This window comes from Ramlibacter sp. (genome assembly GCF_028292805.1).
GTDB lineage: Bacteria > Pseudomonadota > Gammaproteobacteria > Burkholderiales > Burkholderiaceae_C > Ramlibacter.
The window spans coordinates 1-15176 of the sequence record NZ_JAQGLS010000326.1; the positions used below are offsets into that span (position 1 = coordinate 1).

A 15176-nucleotide genomic window follows, 5' to 3' on the forward strand; every position below is an offset into this window, starting at 1 on the left:
ATGATGGTGCTGTATTCGGGAACCACCTGCCCCTTCTCCCATCGCTGCCGCTTCGTGCTGTTCGAAAAGGGCATGGACTTCGAGATCCGTGACGTCGACCTGTACAACAAGCCGGAAGACATCAACGTGATGAACCCGTACGGCCAAGTGCCGATCCTGGTCGAGCGCGACCTGATCCTGTACGAGTCGAACATCATCAACGAGTACATCGACGAGCGCTTCCCGCATCCGCAGCTGATGCCCGGGGACCCGGTCGACCGCGCGCGCGTGCGCCTGTTCCTGCTCAATTTCGAGAAGGAACTGTTCGTCCACGTCTCCACGCTCGAGTCGCGCGCCACCAAGGGTAACGAGAAGGCGCTGGAGAAGGCCCGCTCGCACATCCGCGACCGGCTGACGCAGCTGGCCCCGGTGTTCCTGAAGAACAAGTACATGCTGGGCGACAACTTCTCGATGCTCGACGTCGCGATCGCGCCGCTGCTGTGGCGTCTGGACTACTACGGCATCGAGCTGTCGAAGAACGCCGCCCCGCTGCTGAAATACGCCGAGCGCATCTTCTCGCGTCCGGCCTACATCGAAGCACTGACCCCGTCCGAAAAGGTCATGCGCAAATAAGGCTTGCGCCGGCCTGCAGTACCGCCCATGAACGCCCTGGAATCGACCTCCACCCGCCCGTACCTGATCCGGGCCCTGTACGAATGGTGCACGGACAACGGCTTCACGCCGTATGTCGCGGTGCTGGTCGACGAGTCGGTGCAGGTGCCGCGCGAGTACGTCAAGAACGGCGAGATCGTCCTGAACATCAGCTATGACGCGACCAGCTCGCTCAAGCTGGGCAACGATTTCATCGAGTTCAAGGCGCGCTTTGCCGGCTCGGCCCGCGAGATCATGGTTCCGGTCAGCCGGGTGATCGCCATCTACGCCCGCGAGAACGGCCAGGGCATGGCTTTTCCGGTTCCTGTGACCACGCCCGCGGGCGAAGATGCCGCCAGGCCGTCGCCGCTGTCCAGTGTGCCGGCGGCGCCGGTCGAATCCGAAGGCAAGGTGGTGCAGCTGGTTCCGGACGCCCAAGGCAGCTCGCCCAACGAAGACCAGGAACCGCCCAAGCCGCCCTCGGGGCCGCGGCCGGCGCTCAAGCGCGTCAAATAGCCCGCTAGCGGCACGTGGACCGCGTGGAGCATCGCGCAAGGCGGTTCCTCCAGGCGCAAAGTGCGGGTTTCCCGCGCTTCGTTCCTCTGATCTAATCATCACTCGCAAAACGCGCAGTGTTTTGCGAGTGAACGTGAGCCGATTTAGCTCAGTTGGTAGAGCAACCGCCTTGTAAGCGGTAGGTCGTCCGTTCGATTCGGACAATCGGCACCAAGTTTCGCGGGCCCTCCCCGCGGAAGCGCCCACTAAGGTCTGAACAAGGCCGAAATTTCAGTGGCCCTGACACGTTGGACTTGTTTGGACCGCCAAGTGTCAATTTTCACTTCCGAAACGAGGCGCTCGCGCGGCCGACAGGCGGAGCCTCTGCTTACTTCTGGTGGCTTCCAACCTTCAGGCGGATTGCGGTAACCTCCCATCCGCTATTGTTGAGCTTGGCCTGGAGCACCGGCAACACCTGCCGGATCTTCGCGGCCGCCGCGCTGCTCTCGACCAGCAGGCACCAGGTGGTCCCCTCGATGGGGCCGGGACGGACGGCGCCGCGCAGCGGGGCGGGGATGGACAGTTCGATCGCCTTGAGCCGTTCGCCGGACTCACGCGCCAGCCGCACGAGCGCGGCCAGGCTGGGCGAGCCTTCGGCGGCCTCGTGCAAGGGCACCGCATGGTGGCGACGGTTCAGGGGTTGCACAAAGAAAAGAAAGAGGAAACCAGGTGCATTTCATTATCACGGATGCCGGCTTGGCTCGCAGCCGCGCGATCAACCTGAGCGGAACTCGCCTGCTGGCGGCGCTGCTGGGACTGTCGCTGGTGCTGATGCTGATGGCGGCGTTGCTGTACCACTGGGTGTTCCTCAAGGGCGCGCGCGAGGGCTGGCCGGTGATCGGCACGTTGGCGCGGCCGGTCGTGGGTGACGAAGTCGAGCAGCGCGATCGTTTCATGCGCGAGAACCTCGACGCCATGGCGCGCAAGGTCGGAGAGATGCAGGCCAAGCTGATGCAGCTGGAGGCCCTGGGCGAACGGGTCTCCGGGCTGGCCGGCGTCAATCCCCAGGAGATCAAGGCCGTGCCTGGGCGCGGCGGCATGCTGGTGTCGGGCCGGCCGTTGTCGCTGGAGCAACTGCAGTCCACGCTGGCACAACTCGACCAGCTCAGCGACCAGCGCAAGGACCTGCTGATGGTGATGGAGTCCCGGCTGTTCGACCAGCGCGTCACCAAGCTGATGATCCCCACCCAAAAGCCGGTGCACGCCGGCCACGTCGGCTCCGCCTTCGGCTGGCGCATCGACCCCTTCACCGGCCGCTCGGCGCTGCACACCGGCCTGGATTTCCAGGCCGACCCCGGCGCCGCCATCCTGGCCGCCGCTGGCGGCGTGGTGGTCGCCGCCGAAACCCATTTCGCCTACGGCCAGATGGTCGAAGTGGACCACGGCAACAACCTGACCACCCGCTACGCCCATGCCTCCAGGCTGCTGGTCAAGCGGGGCGACCTGGTCAAGCGCGGCCAGCAGCTGGCCGAGGTGGGCAGCAGCGGCCGCTCCACCGGGCCGCACCTGCACTTCGAGGTGATGGTCCAGGGGGTCTACCAGGACCCGCACAAGTTCCTGGGCGGGCGCAACCTGCAGCTGGCCGAACGGGTGCCGGCACCCGCCGCCCGGCCCGGCCGCTGAAGCGCTGAATCCTGCGCCGGGCACGGCCTGCCGCGGCGGCGACCCCGCCGGGGCCGCCGCCGGCAGGTAAAATCCGGGGTTTTGCCGCCGCCGACCAGCCTTGCAAGAAGGCACGGCGGCTCCACCTGATCCTGCTGAACACGACAAAGGAACGCGCCGCCATGCCCCAGCCCGGGGTGCTGACGGAAACGCTTTCATGGCCACCAACTTCCTGACCAAAATCTTCGGCTCCCGCAACGACCGCCTGCTCAAGCAGTACCGCCGGCGGGTGGAACAAATCAACGCCCTGGAGCCGCAGTTCGAGCAACTGTCCGACGAGCAGCTGCGCGGCAAGACCCAGGAGTTCCGCGACCGCGTCGCCAAGGGCGAGGAGCTGGACGCACTGCTGCCGGAGGCCTTCGCCGTGGTGCGGGAAGGCTCCAAGCGGATCATGAAGATGCGCCACTTCGACGTCCAGCTGGTGGGCGGGATGGCGCTGCACGAAGGCAAGATCGCCGAGATGCGCACCGGCGAGGGCAAGACCCTGACCGCGACGCTGCCGGTGTACCTGAACGCGCTGGCCGGCAAGGGCGTGCACGTGGTCACGGTCAACGACTACCTGGCCAATCGGGACGCCCTCTGGATGGGCAAGCTGTACAACTTCCTGGGCATGTCGGTCGGCGTCAACCTGCCGAACATGCCAAAGCCCGAGAAGCAGGGCGCCTACGGCAGCGACATCACCTACGGCACCAACAACGAGTACGGCTTCGACTACCTGCGCGACAACATGGTGTACGAGACCGGCGACCGCGTGCAGCGCGGGCTGAACTACGCCATCGTCGACGAGGTCGACTCGATCCTGATCGACGAGGCGCGCACGCCGCTGATCATCAGCGGCCAGGCCGAGGACCACACCGACCTGTACATCGCGATCAACCGCATCGTGCCGCAGCTGACCAAGCAGGAAGGCGAAGCCGACCCGCGCACCGGCGAGGGTGTCACCAAGCCGGGCGACTTCACGCTCGACGAGACAACGCACCAGGTGTTCCTGACCGAGCAGGGCCACGAGAACGCCGAGCGCATCCTGTTCAACCTGGGGCTGATCCCCGAGGGCGCGACGCTGTACGACCCGGCCAACATCTCGCTGATGCACCACCTGATGGCGGCGCTGCGGGCCAACCACCTGTACCACCGCGACCAGCACTACGTGGTGCAGGAAGGCGAGGTCGTCATCGTCGACGAGTTCACCGGCCGCCTGATGTCGGGCCGGCGATGGAGCGACGGCCTGCACCAGGCCGTGGAAGCCAAGGAAGGCGTGACGATCCAGCCGGAGAACCAGACGCTGGCCTCCATCACGTTCCAGAACTACTTTCGCCTGTACGGCAAGCTGGCCGGCATGACCGGCACGGCCGACACCGAGGCCTACGAGTTCCAGGAAATCTACGGCCTGGAGACGGTGGTGATCCCGCCGAACCGCCCGAGCAGCCGCGACGACCAGCTCGATCGCGTCTACAAGACGTCGCGCGAGAAATACGAAGCCGCCATCACCGACATCCGCGAGTGCTACACGCGCGGCCAGCCGGTGCTGGTGGGCACCACCTCGATCGAGAACTCCGAGCTGATCTCCGGCCTGCTGCAAAAGGCCGACCTGCCGCACCAGGTGCTCAACGCCAAGCAGCACGCCCGCGAGGCCGACATCGTCGCCCAGGCCGGGCGCGCCAAGATGATCACCCTCGCCCCCAACATGGCGGGCCGCGGCACCGACATCGTGCTGGGCGGCAATCTCGAAAAAGCGGTCGAGGCGCTGGAAGCCGACGCGTCGATCCCGGCGCAGGACAAGCCGGCGCGCGTCGCCGAGCTGCGCGCGCAGTGGCAAAAGGACCACGACTTCGTCAAGCAGCAGGGCGGCCTGCGCATCATCGCCACCGAGCGGCATGAAAGCCGGCGGATCGACAACCAGCTGCGCGGCCGCTCGGGCCGCCAGGGCGATCCGGGCTCCTCGCGCTTTTACCTGAGCCTGGACGATCCGCTGATGCGCATCTTCGCGGGCGACCGCGTGCGCGCCATCATGGAGCGGCTGAAGATGCCAGACGGCGAAGCCATCGAGGCCGGCATCGTCACCCGCAGCATCGAGAGCGCCCAGCGCAAGGTCGAGAGCCGCAACTTCGACGTGCGCAAGCAGCTGCTGGAGTACGACGACGTCTCCAACGACCAGCGCAAGGTGATCTACCAGCAGCGCAACGACATCCTTGACGCGCAGGCGCTCGGCGCCCAGATCGCCGCCCTGCGCGAAGGCTGCTTCACCGACCTGGCGCACCAGTACGTGCCGCCCGAGACGGTGGAGGAGCAATGGGACCTGCCCGCGCTGGAAAGGGTGCTGGCCGAAGAGTGGGGCATCCCGCTGGCGCTCAAGGCCGAAGTGGAGGCCTCCAGCTCCATCACCGACGAGGACATCGCCGAGCGCGTGGTCAAGGCCGCGCATCAGGCGTTCCAGGCCAAGGTCGACCAGGTCGGCGAAGAGAACTTCACCCAGTTCGAGCGCATGGTGCTGCTGCAGAGCATCGACTCGCACTGGCGCGAACACCTGGCCTCGCTCGACTACCTGCGCCAAGGCATCCACCTGCGCGGCTATGCCCAGAAGCAGCCGAAGCAGGAATACAAGCGCGAGGCGTTCGAGCTGTTCGGCCAGATGCTCGACGCCGTCAAGAACGAAGTCACCAAGATCCTGATGACCGTCACGGTGCAGTCGCGCGACCAGCTCGACCAGGCGGCGGACGACCTCGAGCAGCGTGCCGAGCGCATCGCCAACGTCACCTACACCGCGCCGACCGAAACCGGCGAGGTGGAAACGGTGGTGGACCAGAACACGGCGCAGGTGGCTGCCGGGGCGATGCCGCGGGTGGGCCGCAACGACCCTTGCCCGTGCGGTAGCGGTAAAAAGTTCAAGCTTTGCCACGGCCGGCTGACCTGATCCTGTTCACAGTGGGAAATAGTCCACACACTTGGTAACGCTTTGTGTCATACCCTGTCAGATATGACAGGGGTCTGGGCGCAGCCTGACCGGAGTTTGTCTTCAATGGGTCACTCCAAAGCAGGAGTCCCCAATGGAAGTCACCAACCCGAAGCGCGTTTCGAACCAGGCAGTCGCTGCCACCACCTTTGCCCCGGCCCGTGCCGTGGCCGCCGAACCCGGTCTGTCGCCGAAGCTGCGGCAACGGATCGACTCCCAGTTCAGGGAGCGCTGGGAAAAGGAGTGGGGCAAGAAGTTCGTCACGCACGGGGTGGTGCCGGGCCCGGACGCCGTCCGGCTCGACGGCAACGATTACCTGGCGGTCACCGGACACCAGGACATCGTCAATGCGCAGCTGGCCGCGCTGCGTTGCAACGAAGAGTTCGTGGTCCAGTCGGGCGTGTTCCAGATGGACGGCAGTCCCAGCTCGCGCTTCGAGGCCGGGCTGGCGAACTTCGTCGGCAAGGAAGGCGCCTTGCTTTGCCAGTCGGGCTACACCGCCAACCTGGGCCTGATCCAGGTGATCGCCGACCCGGAAACCCCGGTCTACCTTGACAGCCTGGCCCACATGTCGCTGTGGGAAGGCGTGCGCGCCGCTGGCGCGCCGGCCCAGGCCTTTCGCCACAACGACCCGGGCCACCTGGCCCGCATGATCAAGCGCCACGGTCCGGGCCTGGTGATCGTCGACTCGGTGTACAGCACCACGGGCGCGATCTGCCCGCTGCTGGAGATCGTCGAGGTGGCCGAGCAGAACGGCTGCATGATCCTGGTCGACGAGTCGCATTCCCTGGGCACCCATGGCCCGCAGGGCCGCGGCCTGTGCGCCGAGCTGGACCTGACACACCGGGTGCACTTCATCACGGCCAGCCTGGCCAAGGCCTTCGCCGGTCGCGCCGGCTTCTTCACCATGCCCAACGAGCTGCGCCACTACCTGATGTGCCACAGCTACCCGAGCATCTTCAGCTCCTGCCTGCTGCCGCACGAGATCGCCGGGCTGGCGGCCACCCTGGACCTGGTGGAGCGCAGCGACGAGGCGCGGGTGCAGTTGCGCCGCAACACGCAGCGCCTGCGCCAGGCATTCAGCGATGCGGGTTTTCCGATCCACCACGGCAGCGAGCAGATCATTTCGCTGGAAGCCGGCGCCGAAAGCGACACGCTGGCCCTGCGCGACAAGCTGGAAACGCGCGGCGTGTTCGGCGCGGTGTTCTGCGCCCCGGCCACCAGCCGGAACCGGGCGATGGTGCGGCTGACGCTCAATTCGGCCCTGACGGATGCCGAGATGGGCCACGTGGAGGCGGTGGCGCAGGAGCTGGCGCCGCTGGTCAAGCCGTGGGACTGGCCGATCGCCCGGCGCCAGCGCGCTGCGGCCGCTTCGTAGGCCGGTGGTGCGCGAAAGAGCCGTGCCGCAAGCTGGGGTGCGGCTTCGCCTGGCCCCAGCCTACTCCTGCACGTGCCGCTTTGGCTGGCGCGCCAGCCAGCGGCTGTAGCTGTTGTTCGGGTCGGGCCCGGTGGTCGGCTCGACCGGGAACAGGGCGCCCAGCAGGGCGCCTTCGCCTTCGCCCACGGAAAACGCGGGCACCAGCGTCACCGGCTGCGACGACGACAGCGCCTGGCGCAGTTCCACGTCCGCCAGCCGGGCGCCGCTGCGCACTTGCGCCACGCCGGCCGCCGGCACGCCGGCCACCTCCGCCATTTCGGCCAGGGCCTGCAGGCCGTCGCGTGTCTCCAGCTGCAGCCAGCCGATTTTGCCGGCCGCGTCCATGCCCAGCACGCCGAACGGGTCGCCGATGGCCACGTGCTCGACCCAGTTCTTGGCGCAGAACGCCGACAGCCAGGCGGCCACGCCCGGGGCGCGCAGCAGGGAGGCCTGTTCCGGCTTGAGCGTCGCGCGCCAGGTCTGGGCGTGGCGCGGATGGGCGGCGAACAGCAGCCGCTCCACCGCCTCGATCAGGCGGCGCGAGATGTCCTGTGTCTGCTTGGGGATGAATTGGTGGATCAGCCCGCGGTTGAAGGCCCGCACCGCCACCTGTTCGTCGGCCTGGCCGGTCAGCAGCACCCGCGAACCCGGCCAGTCGCCCAGTTCCGCCAGGGTCTGCAGCCCGTCCATGCCGGGCATCGAGAAATCGACCACGCACACGCGCGACAGGGCGTAGCGCTCGGTGTACTTCGACCAGTAGCCCAGGATCTGCGGGATCAGCGGCTTGCCTTCGCGCCACAGGTCGACCAGCTGCTGCTGGTTCCAGGCGTCGGCTTCCCAGAACGGCGGCTCCTGCAGCAGGTGCGCGATGCACTCCGTCGGGCGCATGAACAGGCGCAGGTGCCAGTGGCGCGGCAGCACCAGGGCCAGCATCTCCAGGTAGTCCGGGTCGTCGTCGAGGAAGACGACGGTGCCGGGGCGGTGAAAGAGGGGGAAGGTCATGGGCGGGTGGTGCGCGCAACTTGCATTTTGCTACGCAAGCGGCAACTCGATCGTGAAGATCGCTCCGCGGTGCGGCTCGGACTTGACCCGGATGGTGCCATGGGCGCCCTGCACCACCCGCTGGCAGAAGGCCAGGCCCAGGCCATGGCCGGTGCCGCGGTCGGTGGAAAAGAAGGGCTGGAAGATGCGGGCCTGCAAGTCCGGCTCCATGCCCACGCCCTTGTCGGAAAACACGATCCGGCCGCGGTTGCCCTGCGCGCCGACTTCGATCGTCAGGTCGCCGGGCTGGGCGGCCGTGGTGGCCGCCGCGAGCGAGCGCAGCGCGTTCTTGGTCAGGTTGTCCAGCACCTGGGCGAACAGCGCCCGCGAGCCGCGGAAGCGGAAGTCGCCGTGCAGGTGCACCACCAGGCTGTCGCGCTCGCGGTTGCTGCGAAACGGGTAGTCGGCAACCGCTGCCTGAACCAGGCCCGCCGCCGACACCAGCTCCGTGTGCCGCGGCAGCCGCATCAGGCGCGCGTTGGTGATCTGCATGTCGATCTGGTGGTTCATATTGCGCACCAGGTTGTTCAGCCGCAGCGCCAGCTTCTCCAGCTTCGGCCCGCTGTCGTCCTCGCGCGTCCAGGCTTCGTTGCGCAGGGCCTCGCCGATCAGCTGCATGGTGGCCAGCGGCGTGCGCAGCTCGTGCGCCATGATGCCCATGGTGCCCAGCGTGTAGGCCAGCTGCTCGCGCCGCAGGTTCGACGACGACAGCCCCAGCGTCAGGCCCATGAACCAGCAAAAGCCCAGCACCACGGTGTTGGTCAGCCCCAGCTCCAGCCCGATCGGCGGCGCGTCGGGGCCGATCGCATGAAACATCAGCCAGGCCACCAGCAGGCCGCTGATGCTGCCCAGGGTGGCCAGCCGCCAGTCCGTCAGGTGGTAGTAGATCAGGAACATCGCCCCCAGGCTGGCCAGCCAGACCGCGTTGCCGCTGTTGCAGAAGTACATCCACGAAAACAGCCAGGGCAGGGTCAGCCAGAAGATGATCGAGAAGGTGATGGTGGCCAGCCTGTTCGGAGGCGTGGCGCTGACACCGGGGATGACCAGCAGCCCCAGCCCCAGCACCGCCATCACCACGCGCAGCGCGAGGTTCTCGTACGGCTGGGGCAGCAACAGCCCCCACACCAGGTAGAACAGGGGATGCCCGAGCATCGTGGTCATGCCCAGCGCGCGGATGCGCCACGTCGACGGATGCAGGATCGGCTCGACCAGCGGTCGGACCACCTCGGTGGACGCCCAAAAGCGCAGGCGCTGGGCGACCGACTCGTAGATCGCCCGCGGCGGCGAGGCGGCGAACAGGGGGCGGCGCGGATCGTCGTGCATGGAGTGGTGATATTGTCACAGCCCTGCGAGCGCAAAAACGGTGAGGTGATGGGGGTCCCTGTTAACTTTGACAGTGTCAGCCTCGACGGAATCCTCAGCGACTGGGTGGCGGCCCTGCGCGAGTTTTCGGTCGAGGCCGTGGTCGTGCTCGGCCCGGATCCGTTCGGCAGCAGCGAAGACCGGCAGGTGATCGCGGTCCATCCGCCGCTGGTCGCCGAAGCCGCCAATGCGCTGGCCGAAAGCCGTGACTTCGGCGCGCCCTGGCGCGACTCCGACGCGCCGCTGGTCGCCTGGCAGACCATCTCCAGGTCCGATCCCGCCCACGCCAGCCGGTGGCGGCTGCTGTGGCTCGCGCACGGCTACCAGACGGTGGTCCGGGTGGAATTTTCGTTGCCGGCCGGGCGCGCCTTCGAGTGCTTCATGTTCAGCCCGCGCGAGCTGACCGATCGCGCCGAAGCCGCCTCGCTGGTCTGGTCGGCGATGAACATCTGGCCGCTGGTCAAGCGCTCGATCGCGGTCGCCCGCTCCACCCTCAGCCCGCGCGAGCGCGAATGCCTGGTGCTGGCGTTTCAGGGCCTGACGGCGCGCGAGAGCGCGCAGCAGCTCAGTTGCACCGAGCGCACCGTCAACTACCACCTGGCCAACGCCATGAGCAAGCTGAAGGTGGACAACAAGATGGCGGCGATCCAGCGGGCCTGCTGGATCGGGGCGATTTGAGGGCAGGACGCCCCTGCGGCTATATTCCGCCCATGAGCGACCCTTCCGACGACCGCACCGCGTCCCTGATGACGCCGGCCAGGCTGGCGCAACTGCAGTTGCGCCAGCCTGTGTCCAGCCCCGCGGCCTGGCTGGACCAGCTGGCGACCGACGCCGGCAGCGGCCACGTGCGACGGCTGGTGGACCTGCGGCGCCAGCTGGAGACGCTGGTGCGCGAGCGCGACGAGCAAGGCGTGCGCGGCGCCTTGCAGGCGCTGCAGGACGATCTGCAAAAGCTCGATTACGACGCGCTGCGGCCCCGCGGCTGGTGGGCGCGCACCTTGGGCCAGGGCAAGGAGGAGGCTGTCGGCTTCGTCGCCCAGGTCGGGCACATCGTGCGCGCCGCCGAAGACCTGGCGCAGGAAGTCAGGGCGCTGCAGCGGCGCCAGCTGGCCAGCGACGGCGCCGGCGCGCGCGCGCTGGTGGAATTCGACGTCGAAGTGCGCGCCATCGAGAAGATCATGGAACAGGGCACGCGCTGGCTGCAGGACATGCGCAACCAGCTCAAGGCCCGCTCGGCCCTGCCCGGCGAACAGGCGCGCCAGGTGCGCGCGGACACGCTGCGGTGCGAGCTGCTGGTCGAGCGGCTCAAGCAGCTGCGTGGCGCGGTCACGGCCGCCCAGCGGGCGGGCGAGCGGTGCAAGACGGCCGCCGCGCGGCGCGCTGACGTGGTGCAGACGCTGCAGCGGGCGCTGGACGGCGAGTGGCGCAGCTGGCACGACCGGCTCGAGCCGGTCGCCGCCGAGGCTGCTGGCAGCGGCTCGGTGGCCGAGGGGGTGGGGCGGGCCAAGGCGGTGCAGCAGGAGTTGCAGCTGTGCCTGCGGCAAGCCGCCAACGACTGCGCCCAGCTGCGCAAGCAGGAAGAGACACTGGCCGCCGACCTGGCGGCCCTGCACGAGCCGCTGCAGGCCGCAGCTTGAACGGCATGCCACTGCTGGTCATCGACATCGGCAACACCCGCCTGAAGTGGTCGCTGTACGCCGGCTGCGAGGCGGGCGCCCAGCCGTTCGCGCACGGCGTGCAGTTCCTGGAAAACATCGACAAGCTGGCCGACGGCGACTGGGCCGGCCTGCCGGCGCCGCGGCGGATGATCGGTTGCTGTGTCGCCGCCGACGCGGTCAAGCGGCGGGTCGAGGAGCAGATGGAGGAACTGTGGGACGTGCCGGCGCAATGGGTGGTCTCCAGCGCGGCCGAAGCCGGCATGACCAACGGCTATGACCACCCGACACGCCTGGGCGCCGACCGCTGGGTCGGCATGATCGGCGCGCGCCACCGCATGCTGGCCGCCGGCCCGGCGCGGCCGATGGTGGTGGTGATGGTCGGCACGGCCGTGACAGTGGAGGCGGTGAACGCGAGCGGTCACTTCCTGGGCGGCTTCATCCTGCCCGGCCACGGCATCATGCTCAAGGCGCTGGAAAGCGGCACCGCGGGCCTGCACGTGCCCACCGGCGAGGTGCGCACCTTCCCCACCAACACCAGCGACGCGCTGACCAGCGGCGGCACCTTCGCCATCTCCGGCGCGATCGAGCAGATGCTGCACCACGTGCGCGACCACTGCGGCGCCGAGCCGGCCTGCTACATGACCGGCGGCGCCGGCTGGAAGATGGCGCCGCACATGTCGCTGCGCTTTGAGCTGGTGGAAAGCCTGATCTTCGACGGCCTGCTGGTCATCGCCCGCGAACGGGGAATGGATCCCTGATCAAGGGACCGGGCTGCGCGGTGTCCATCCCGGCCCTCGCAAGGTTCAGGCCGCCAACCCGTCGACTGCCTGGAACAGCGCCTCGCGCGCCTGCGCCAGCACCTGCTGCCGCCATGCGTCGGTGTCGGTGTGGAACGCTTGCATCATCTTTTGCCGGATCGCCGCCGCCACCGGTGCCGGGGCATCCGGATGGGCGTTGAGCCACTGTTCGCCGCGCAGCGCCTGCAGCGTGTCCAGCATCGGCACCGTGCCGTACTCCAGCGCCATGCCGGTGTACTGGGCCTGCGGACACTCGTCGTCGACCGAGGTGAACATCAGCCCGGTGAGAACGGCCGAAGTGGACGAGCCGTCGTACATCGACGTGACGCCCTGGCCGCCTTCGCCGCCCCACCATTGCCTGGCGCGGGCCAGCGCCGCGGGATCGTTGCGGCCGGCGAAGATCCGCTCGCCATGGCCGCTTGGGCCCAGCCCCGTGTGGACGTCGATCCAGCCCAGGCGGCCGGCCCGCCGGCCGTGGGTGCGCAGCACCTCGCGCAGCGCCAGGTTGCTCCAGGTGGGCGCCCGCCCGCCGTAGAACAGGCCGTCGGCGTACTCGTACTGGCCACCCGAGACGGCGGCCTGGTAAGCCGCCTCGCCGTGGCTGGCGATGTAGCCGGCAAGGGCGCGGGCGTTCTCGTCGGTCGGCGGCCACTCCCGCGGCACCAGCAGCGCGTGCAGTTCCCGGTAGCCTTCGTTGACCGGCAGCGGCGCCGAGAAATCGTGGAAGTTGCGGTTCAGGTCCACGTTCTCGTGCGTGGTGCGGCGGATGTGCGAGAAGCCGAACGGGTTCAGCGCGTGGATGTACAGCACCGCGACCCCTTTGGCCGCCGCGTGCGCGCGCCATTCGCCGTCGCGCAGCGCCGCCACCTGCACGGCGCTGCCGCAAAAGCCCTCCACGCCATGGCAGGCGCTGCTCAGGACCAGCAGGCGCGAGGCGCTGGGGTCGCCCTCGCGAGCCACGTCCATGGCCAGTTCCTCGCCCTCCAGTCCGCGCTTGGGGTGGGTTCTGGACTCGACCAGCAGGCCGGCCTGGCCGGCCGCTTCGATGAACTTGCGCCGCGCCTGCGCGTAACTGCCGGAGAAGGCGTCCAGGCTCACCGGGCGTCCTTGCCGAGCCAGCCTTCGGCCAGCCGCACCCAGTAGGTCGCGCCCAGCGGGATCAGGTCGTCGTTGAAGTCGTAGCTGGGGTTGTGCAACATGCACGGACCGCCGCCGTGGCCGATCTCGCGATGGTGGCCTTCGCCGTTGGCGATGAAGCAGTAGGCGCCCGGCTTGGCCTGCAGCATGAAGGAGAAATCCTCCGCGCCCATGGTCGGCTCCTGCAGCTCCACGTTGGCTTCGCCGACGATGGAGACCATCACCTGGCGCGCGAACTCGGCTTCCGCCGGCGAGTTGACAGTGGACGGGTAGTTGCGCGTGAAGGAGAACTCGCAGGTGGCGTCGTGCGCGGCGCACAGGTGCTCGGAGATCTGCTTCATGCGGCGCTCGATCAGGTCGAGCACCTCCGCGGTGAAGGTGCGCACCGTGCCTTGCAGCTCGCAGCTGTCCGGCACCACGTTGGTGGCCTCGCCCGCATGGATCATCGTGACCGAGATCACGCCGGCGTCGATCGGCTTCTTGTTGCGGCTGATGATGGTCTGGAACGCCTGCACCATTTCGCAGGCGATCGGCTCCGGGTCGATGCCGTTGTGGGGCAGGGCGGCATGGCTGCCCTTGCCGCGGATGACGATCTTGAATTCACTGGTGGACGCCATCACCGGGCCGGGGCTGACGGCGAACTTGCCGAACGCGCTGCCCGGCCAGTTGTGCATGCCGAACACCGCGTCCATGGGGAACTGCTCGAACAGGCCGTCCTTGATCATCTCGCGGGCGCCGCCGCCGCCTTCTTCGGCCGGCTGAAAGATCAGGTAGACGGTGCCGTCGAAGTTGCGGTTTTTCGCCAGGTGCTGGGCCGCGGCCAGCAGCATGGCAGTGTGGCCGTCGTGGCCGCAGGCGTGCATCTTGCCGGCGTGCCGGCTGGCGTGGGCGAAGGTGTTGAACTCCTGCATCGGCAGGGCGTCCATGTCGGCGCGCATGCCGATGGCGCGCGGGGAGGTGCCGGCCTTGACGATGCCCACCACGCCGGTGGTGCCCATGCCGCGGTGGATGGGGATGTCCCATTCCAGCAGCTTGGCGGCCACGAGGTCGGCGGTGCGCACCTCCTCGAAGCACAGTTCCGGGTGGGCGTGGATGTCACGGCGCAAGGCCGCGATGGACGCGGCCTGGGTGACGATGGAATCCAGGAGCTTCATGGGGTACGGGTCCTTCTCGGGCTGTCAGTCTAGCTGCGCGCAAGGACCGTGCCTATCCGGGACAATCCGCAGATGGATGCATCTGCCCTGGCGCCGCGCGCGCTCGAACTCGCCCGGACCCTGGTGCGCATGAACACCGTGAGCGCCAACTCGAACCTGGAGCTGATCCACTTCATCCGCGACGAGCTGGCGCGGCTGGGCGTGCCCGCCCGGCTGAGCCACAACGCCGGGCGCACCAAGGCCAACCTGTTCGCGACGCTGGGCGAAGGCAAGCCGGCCGGCCTGATCCTGTCGGGCCACACCGACACCGTGCCTTGGGACGGGCAGGACTGGACGGTCGACCCGCTGGGGGCGGTGGTGCGCGATGGCCGCCTGTACGGTCGCGGCTCGGCCGACATGAAGAGCTTCATCGCCATCGCGCTGGCCAATGCCCAGGCGTTCCTGGACAGCCCGGCGCCGTTCGCGATCCACTTCGCCTTCAGCTACGACGAAGAGATCGGCTGCTTCGGCGTCAAGGAGCTGATCGCCGACATGCGCGAAGCCGGCGTCGCGCCGCTGGCCTGCATCGTGGGCGAGCCCACCAGCATGGTGCCGGCGATCGCGCACAAAGGCGTGTACCGCTACAAGTGCTGCGTGCGCGGCAAGGAGGCGCATTCGTCGCTGACGCCGCAGTCGGTCAACGCCATCGAGATGGCAGCGCGGCTGGTCGGTCGCGTGCGCGACATGGCCGAGGCTTTCGAGCGCGAGGAGCCGCGCTACCAAGGCTTCGACGTGCCGTTCTCCACCGCCAGCGTCGGCCAGTTCCACGGCGGC

General features: G+C 68.2%; 14 protein-coding genes and 1 tRNA gene. 10 read left to right on the forward strand and 5 right to left on the reverse strand.

What is annotated here, in order from left to right; genetic code table 11:
* The 3 genes from JWP65_RS19840 to JWP65_RS19850 all read left to right on the forward strand — a co-directional run bounded on the left by JWP65_RS19840 (position 1) and on the right by JWP65_RS19850 (position 1359).
* Positions 1–612, forward strand: coding sequence for a glutathione S-transferase N-terminal domain-containing protein (locus JWP65_RS19840; protein WP_299766891.1), 612 nt, complete (start codon positions 1–3; stop codon positions 610–612).
* A 27-nt stretch (positions 613–639) separates the two neighbouring features.
* Positions 640–1146: a ClpXP protease specificity-enhancing factor gene (locus JWP65_RS19845; protein ID WP_299766893.1), complete on the forward strand. Its 507-nt coding sequence runs from the start codon at positions 640–642 to the stop codon at positions 1144–1146.
* A gap of 137 nt (positions 1147–1283) precedes the next feature.
* Positions 1284–1359 (forward strand) — tRNA-Thr (locus tag JWP65_RS19850).
* Between the two features lie 154 nt (positions 1360–1513).
* Here the strand turns inward: JWP65_RS19850 and JWP65_RS19855 are convergent.
* Positions 1514–1822: a hypothetical protein gene (locus tag JWP65_RS19855; RefSeq protein ID WP_299766918.1), complete on the reverse strand. Its 309-nt coding sequence runs from the start codon at positions 1820–1822 to the stop codon at positions 1514–1516.
* 32 nt (positions 1823–1854) lie between these two features.
* Between JWP65_RS19855 and JWP65_RS19860 the strand changes: the two genes are divergently transcribed.
* The 3 genes from JWP65_RS19860 to cqsA all read left to right on the forward strand — a co-directional run bounded on the left by JWP65_RS19860 (position 1855) and on the right by cqsA (position 7175).
* On the forward strand, positions 1855–2808 hold the full coding sequence (locus JWP65_RS19860; protein ID WP_299766895.1) for a M23 family metallopeptidase: 954 nt from the start codon (positions 1855–1857) through the stop codon (positions 2806–2808).
* 196 nt (positions 2809–3004) lie between these two features.
* Entirely contained in the window at positions 3005–5758 is a 2754-nt protein-coding gene (secA, locus tag JWP65_RS19865; RefSeq protein ID WP_299766897.1) for a preprotein translocase subunit SecA, read from the forward strand.
* A gap of 133 nt (positions 5759–5891) precedes the next feature.
* Positions 5892–7175: an alpha-hydroxyketone-type quorum-sensing autoinducer synthase gene (cqsA, locus tag JWP65_RS19870; protein ID WP_299766899.1), complete on the forward strand. Its 1284-nt coding sequence runs from the start codon at positions 5892–5894 to the stop codon at positions 7173–7175.
* A gap of 60 nt (positions 7176–7235) precedes the next feature.
* Here cqsA and JWP65_RS19875 read toward each other — a convergent pair whose 3' ends face one another.
* Positions 7236–8216 (reverse strand): response regulator, encoded by a 981-nt coding sequence (locus JWP65_RS19875; RefSeq protein ID WP_299766901.1) that lies wholly within the window; start codon positions 8214–8216, stop codon positions 7236–7238.
* A 30-nt stretch (positions 8217–8246) separates the two neighbouring features.
* Positions 8247–9578 (reverse strand): HAMP domain-containing sensor histidine kinase, encoded by a 1332-nt coding sequence (locus JWP65_RS19880; RefSeq protein WP_299766903.1) that lies wholly within the window; start codon positions 9576–9578, stop codon positions 8247–8249.
* A 48-nt stretch (positions 9579–9626) separates the two neighbouring features.
* Between JWP65_RS19880 and JWP65_RS19885 the strand changes: the two genes are divergently transcribed.
* Genes JWP65_RS19885 through JWP65_RS19895 form a run of 3 tightly spaced genes read left to right on the forward strand, consistent with a single transcriptional unit; the run spans position 9627 to position 12033 of the window.
* Positions 9627–10295, forward strand: a complete 669-nt coding sequence (locus JWP65_RS19885) for a LuxR C-terminal-related transcriptional regulator (RefSeq protein ID WP_299766905.1) — start codon at positions 9627–9629, stop codon at positions 10293–10295.
* Between the two features lie 32 nt (positions 10296–10327).
* On the forward strand, positions 10328–11254 hold the full coding sequence (locus JWP65_RS19890; RefSeq protein ID WP_299766907.1) for a hypothetical protein: 927 nt from the start codon (positions 10328–10330) through the stop codon (positions 11252–11254).
* A 5-nt stretch (positions 11255–11259) separates the two neighbouring features.
* Positions 11260–12033, forward strand: a complete 774-nt coding sequence (locus tag JWP65_RS19895; protein WP_299766909.1) for a type III pantothenate kinase — start codon at positions 11260–11262, stop codon at positions 12031–12033.
* Positions 12034–12078: 45 nt separating this feature from the next.
* On the opposite strand, the gene JWP65_RS19900 is transcribed toward JWP65_RS19895, so the two are convergent.
* On the reverse strand, positions 12079–13170 hold the full coding sequence (locus tag JWP65_RS19900) for a M14 family metallopeptidase (protein WP_299766911.1): 1092 nt from the start codon (positions 13168–13170) through the stop codon (positions 12079–12081).
* Positions 13167–14363 carry a M20 aminoacylase family protein gene (locus tag JWP65_RS19905; protein ID WP_299766913.1) on the reverse strand — a complete coding sequence of 399 codons (1197 nt, stop codon included), beginning with the start codon at positions 14361–14363 and terminating at the stop codon, positions 13167–13169. Before JWP65_RS19905 ends, JWP65_RS19900 begins: the two co-directional genes overlap by 4 nt.
* 72 nt (positions 14364–14435) lie before the next feature.
* On the opposite strand from JWP65_RS19905, the gene JWP65_RS19910 reads away from it, so the two are divergent.
* Positions 14436–15176 (forward strand): M20/M25/M40 family metallo-hydrolase (locus tag JWP65_RS19910; protein ID WP_299766916.1); only part of this gene is annotated, 741 nt, incomplete at its 3' end.

What these genes read in the sequence shown, in the direction of transcription:
- JWP65_RS19840 (WP_299766891.1), top strand. Translation starts at nt 1, where the DNA reads ATGATGGTGCTGTATTCGGGAACCACCTGCCCCTTCTCCCATCGCTGC.
- JWP65_RS19845 (WP_299766893.1), top strand. Translation starts at nt 640, where the DNA reads ATGAACGCCCTGGAATCGACCTCCACCCGCCCGTACCTGATCCGGGCC.
- secA (WP_299766897.1), top strand. Translation starts at nt 3,005, where the DNA reads ATGGCCACCAACTTCCTGACCAAAATCTTCGGCTCCCGCAACGACCGC.
- cqsA (WP_299766899.1), top strand. Translation starts at nt 5,892, where the DNA reads ATGGAAGTCACCAACCCGAAGCGCGTTTCGAACCAGGCAGTCGCTGCC.
- JWP65_RS19875 (WP_299766901.1), bottom strand. Translation starts at nt 8,216, where the DNA reads ATGACCTTCCCCCTCTTTCACCGCCCCGGCACCGTCGTCTTCCTCGAC.
- JWP65_RS19880 (WP_299766903.1), bottom strand. Translation starts at nt 9,578, where the DNA reads ATGCACGACGATCCGCGCCGCCCCCTGTTCGCCGCCTCGCCGCCGCGG.
- JWP65_RS19885 (WP_299766905.1), top strand. Translation starts at nt 9,627, where the DNA reads ATGGGGGTCCCTGTTAACTTTGACAGTGTCAGCCTCGACGGAATCCTC.
- JWP65_RS19890 (WP_299766907.1), top strand. Translation starts at nt 10,328, where the DNA reads ATGAGCGACCCTTCCGACGACCGCACCGCGTCCCTGATGACGCCGGCC.
- JWP65_RS19895 (WP_299766909.1), top strand. Translation starts at nt 11,260, where the DNA reads ATGCCACTGCTGGTCATCGACATCGGCAACACCCGCCTGAAGTGGTCG.
- JWP65_RS19905 (WP_299766913.1), bottom strand. Translation starts at nt 14,363, where the DNA reads ATGAAGCTCCTGGATTCCATCGTCACCCAGGCCGCGTCCATCGCGGCC.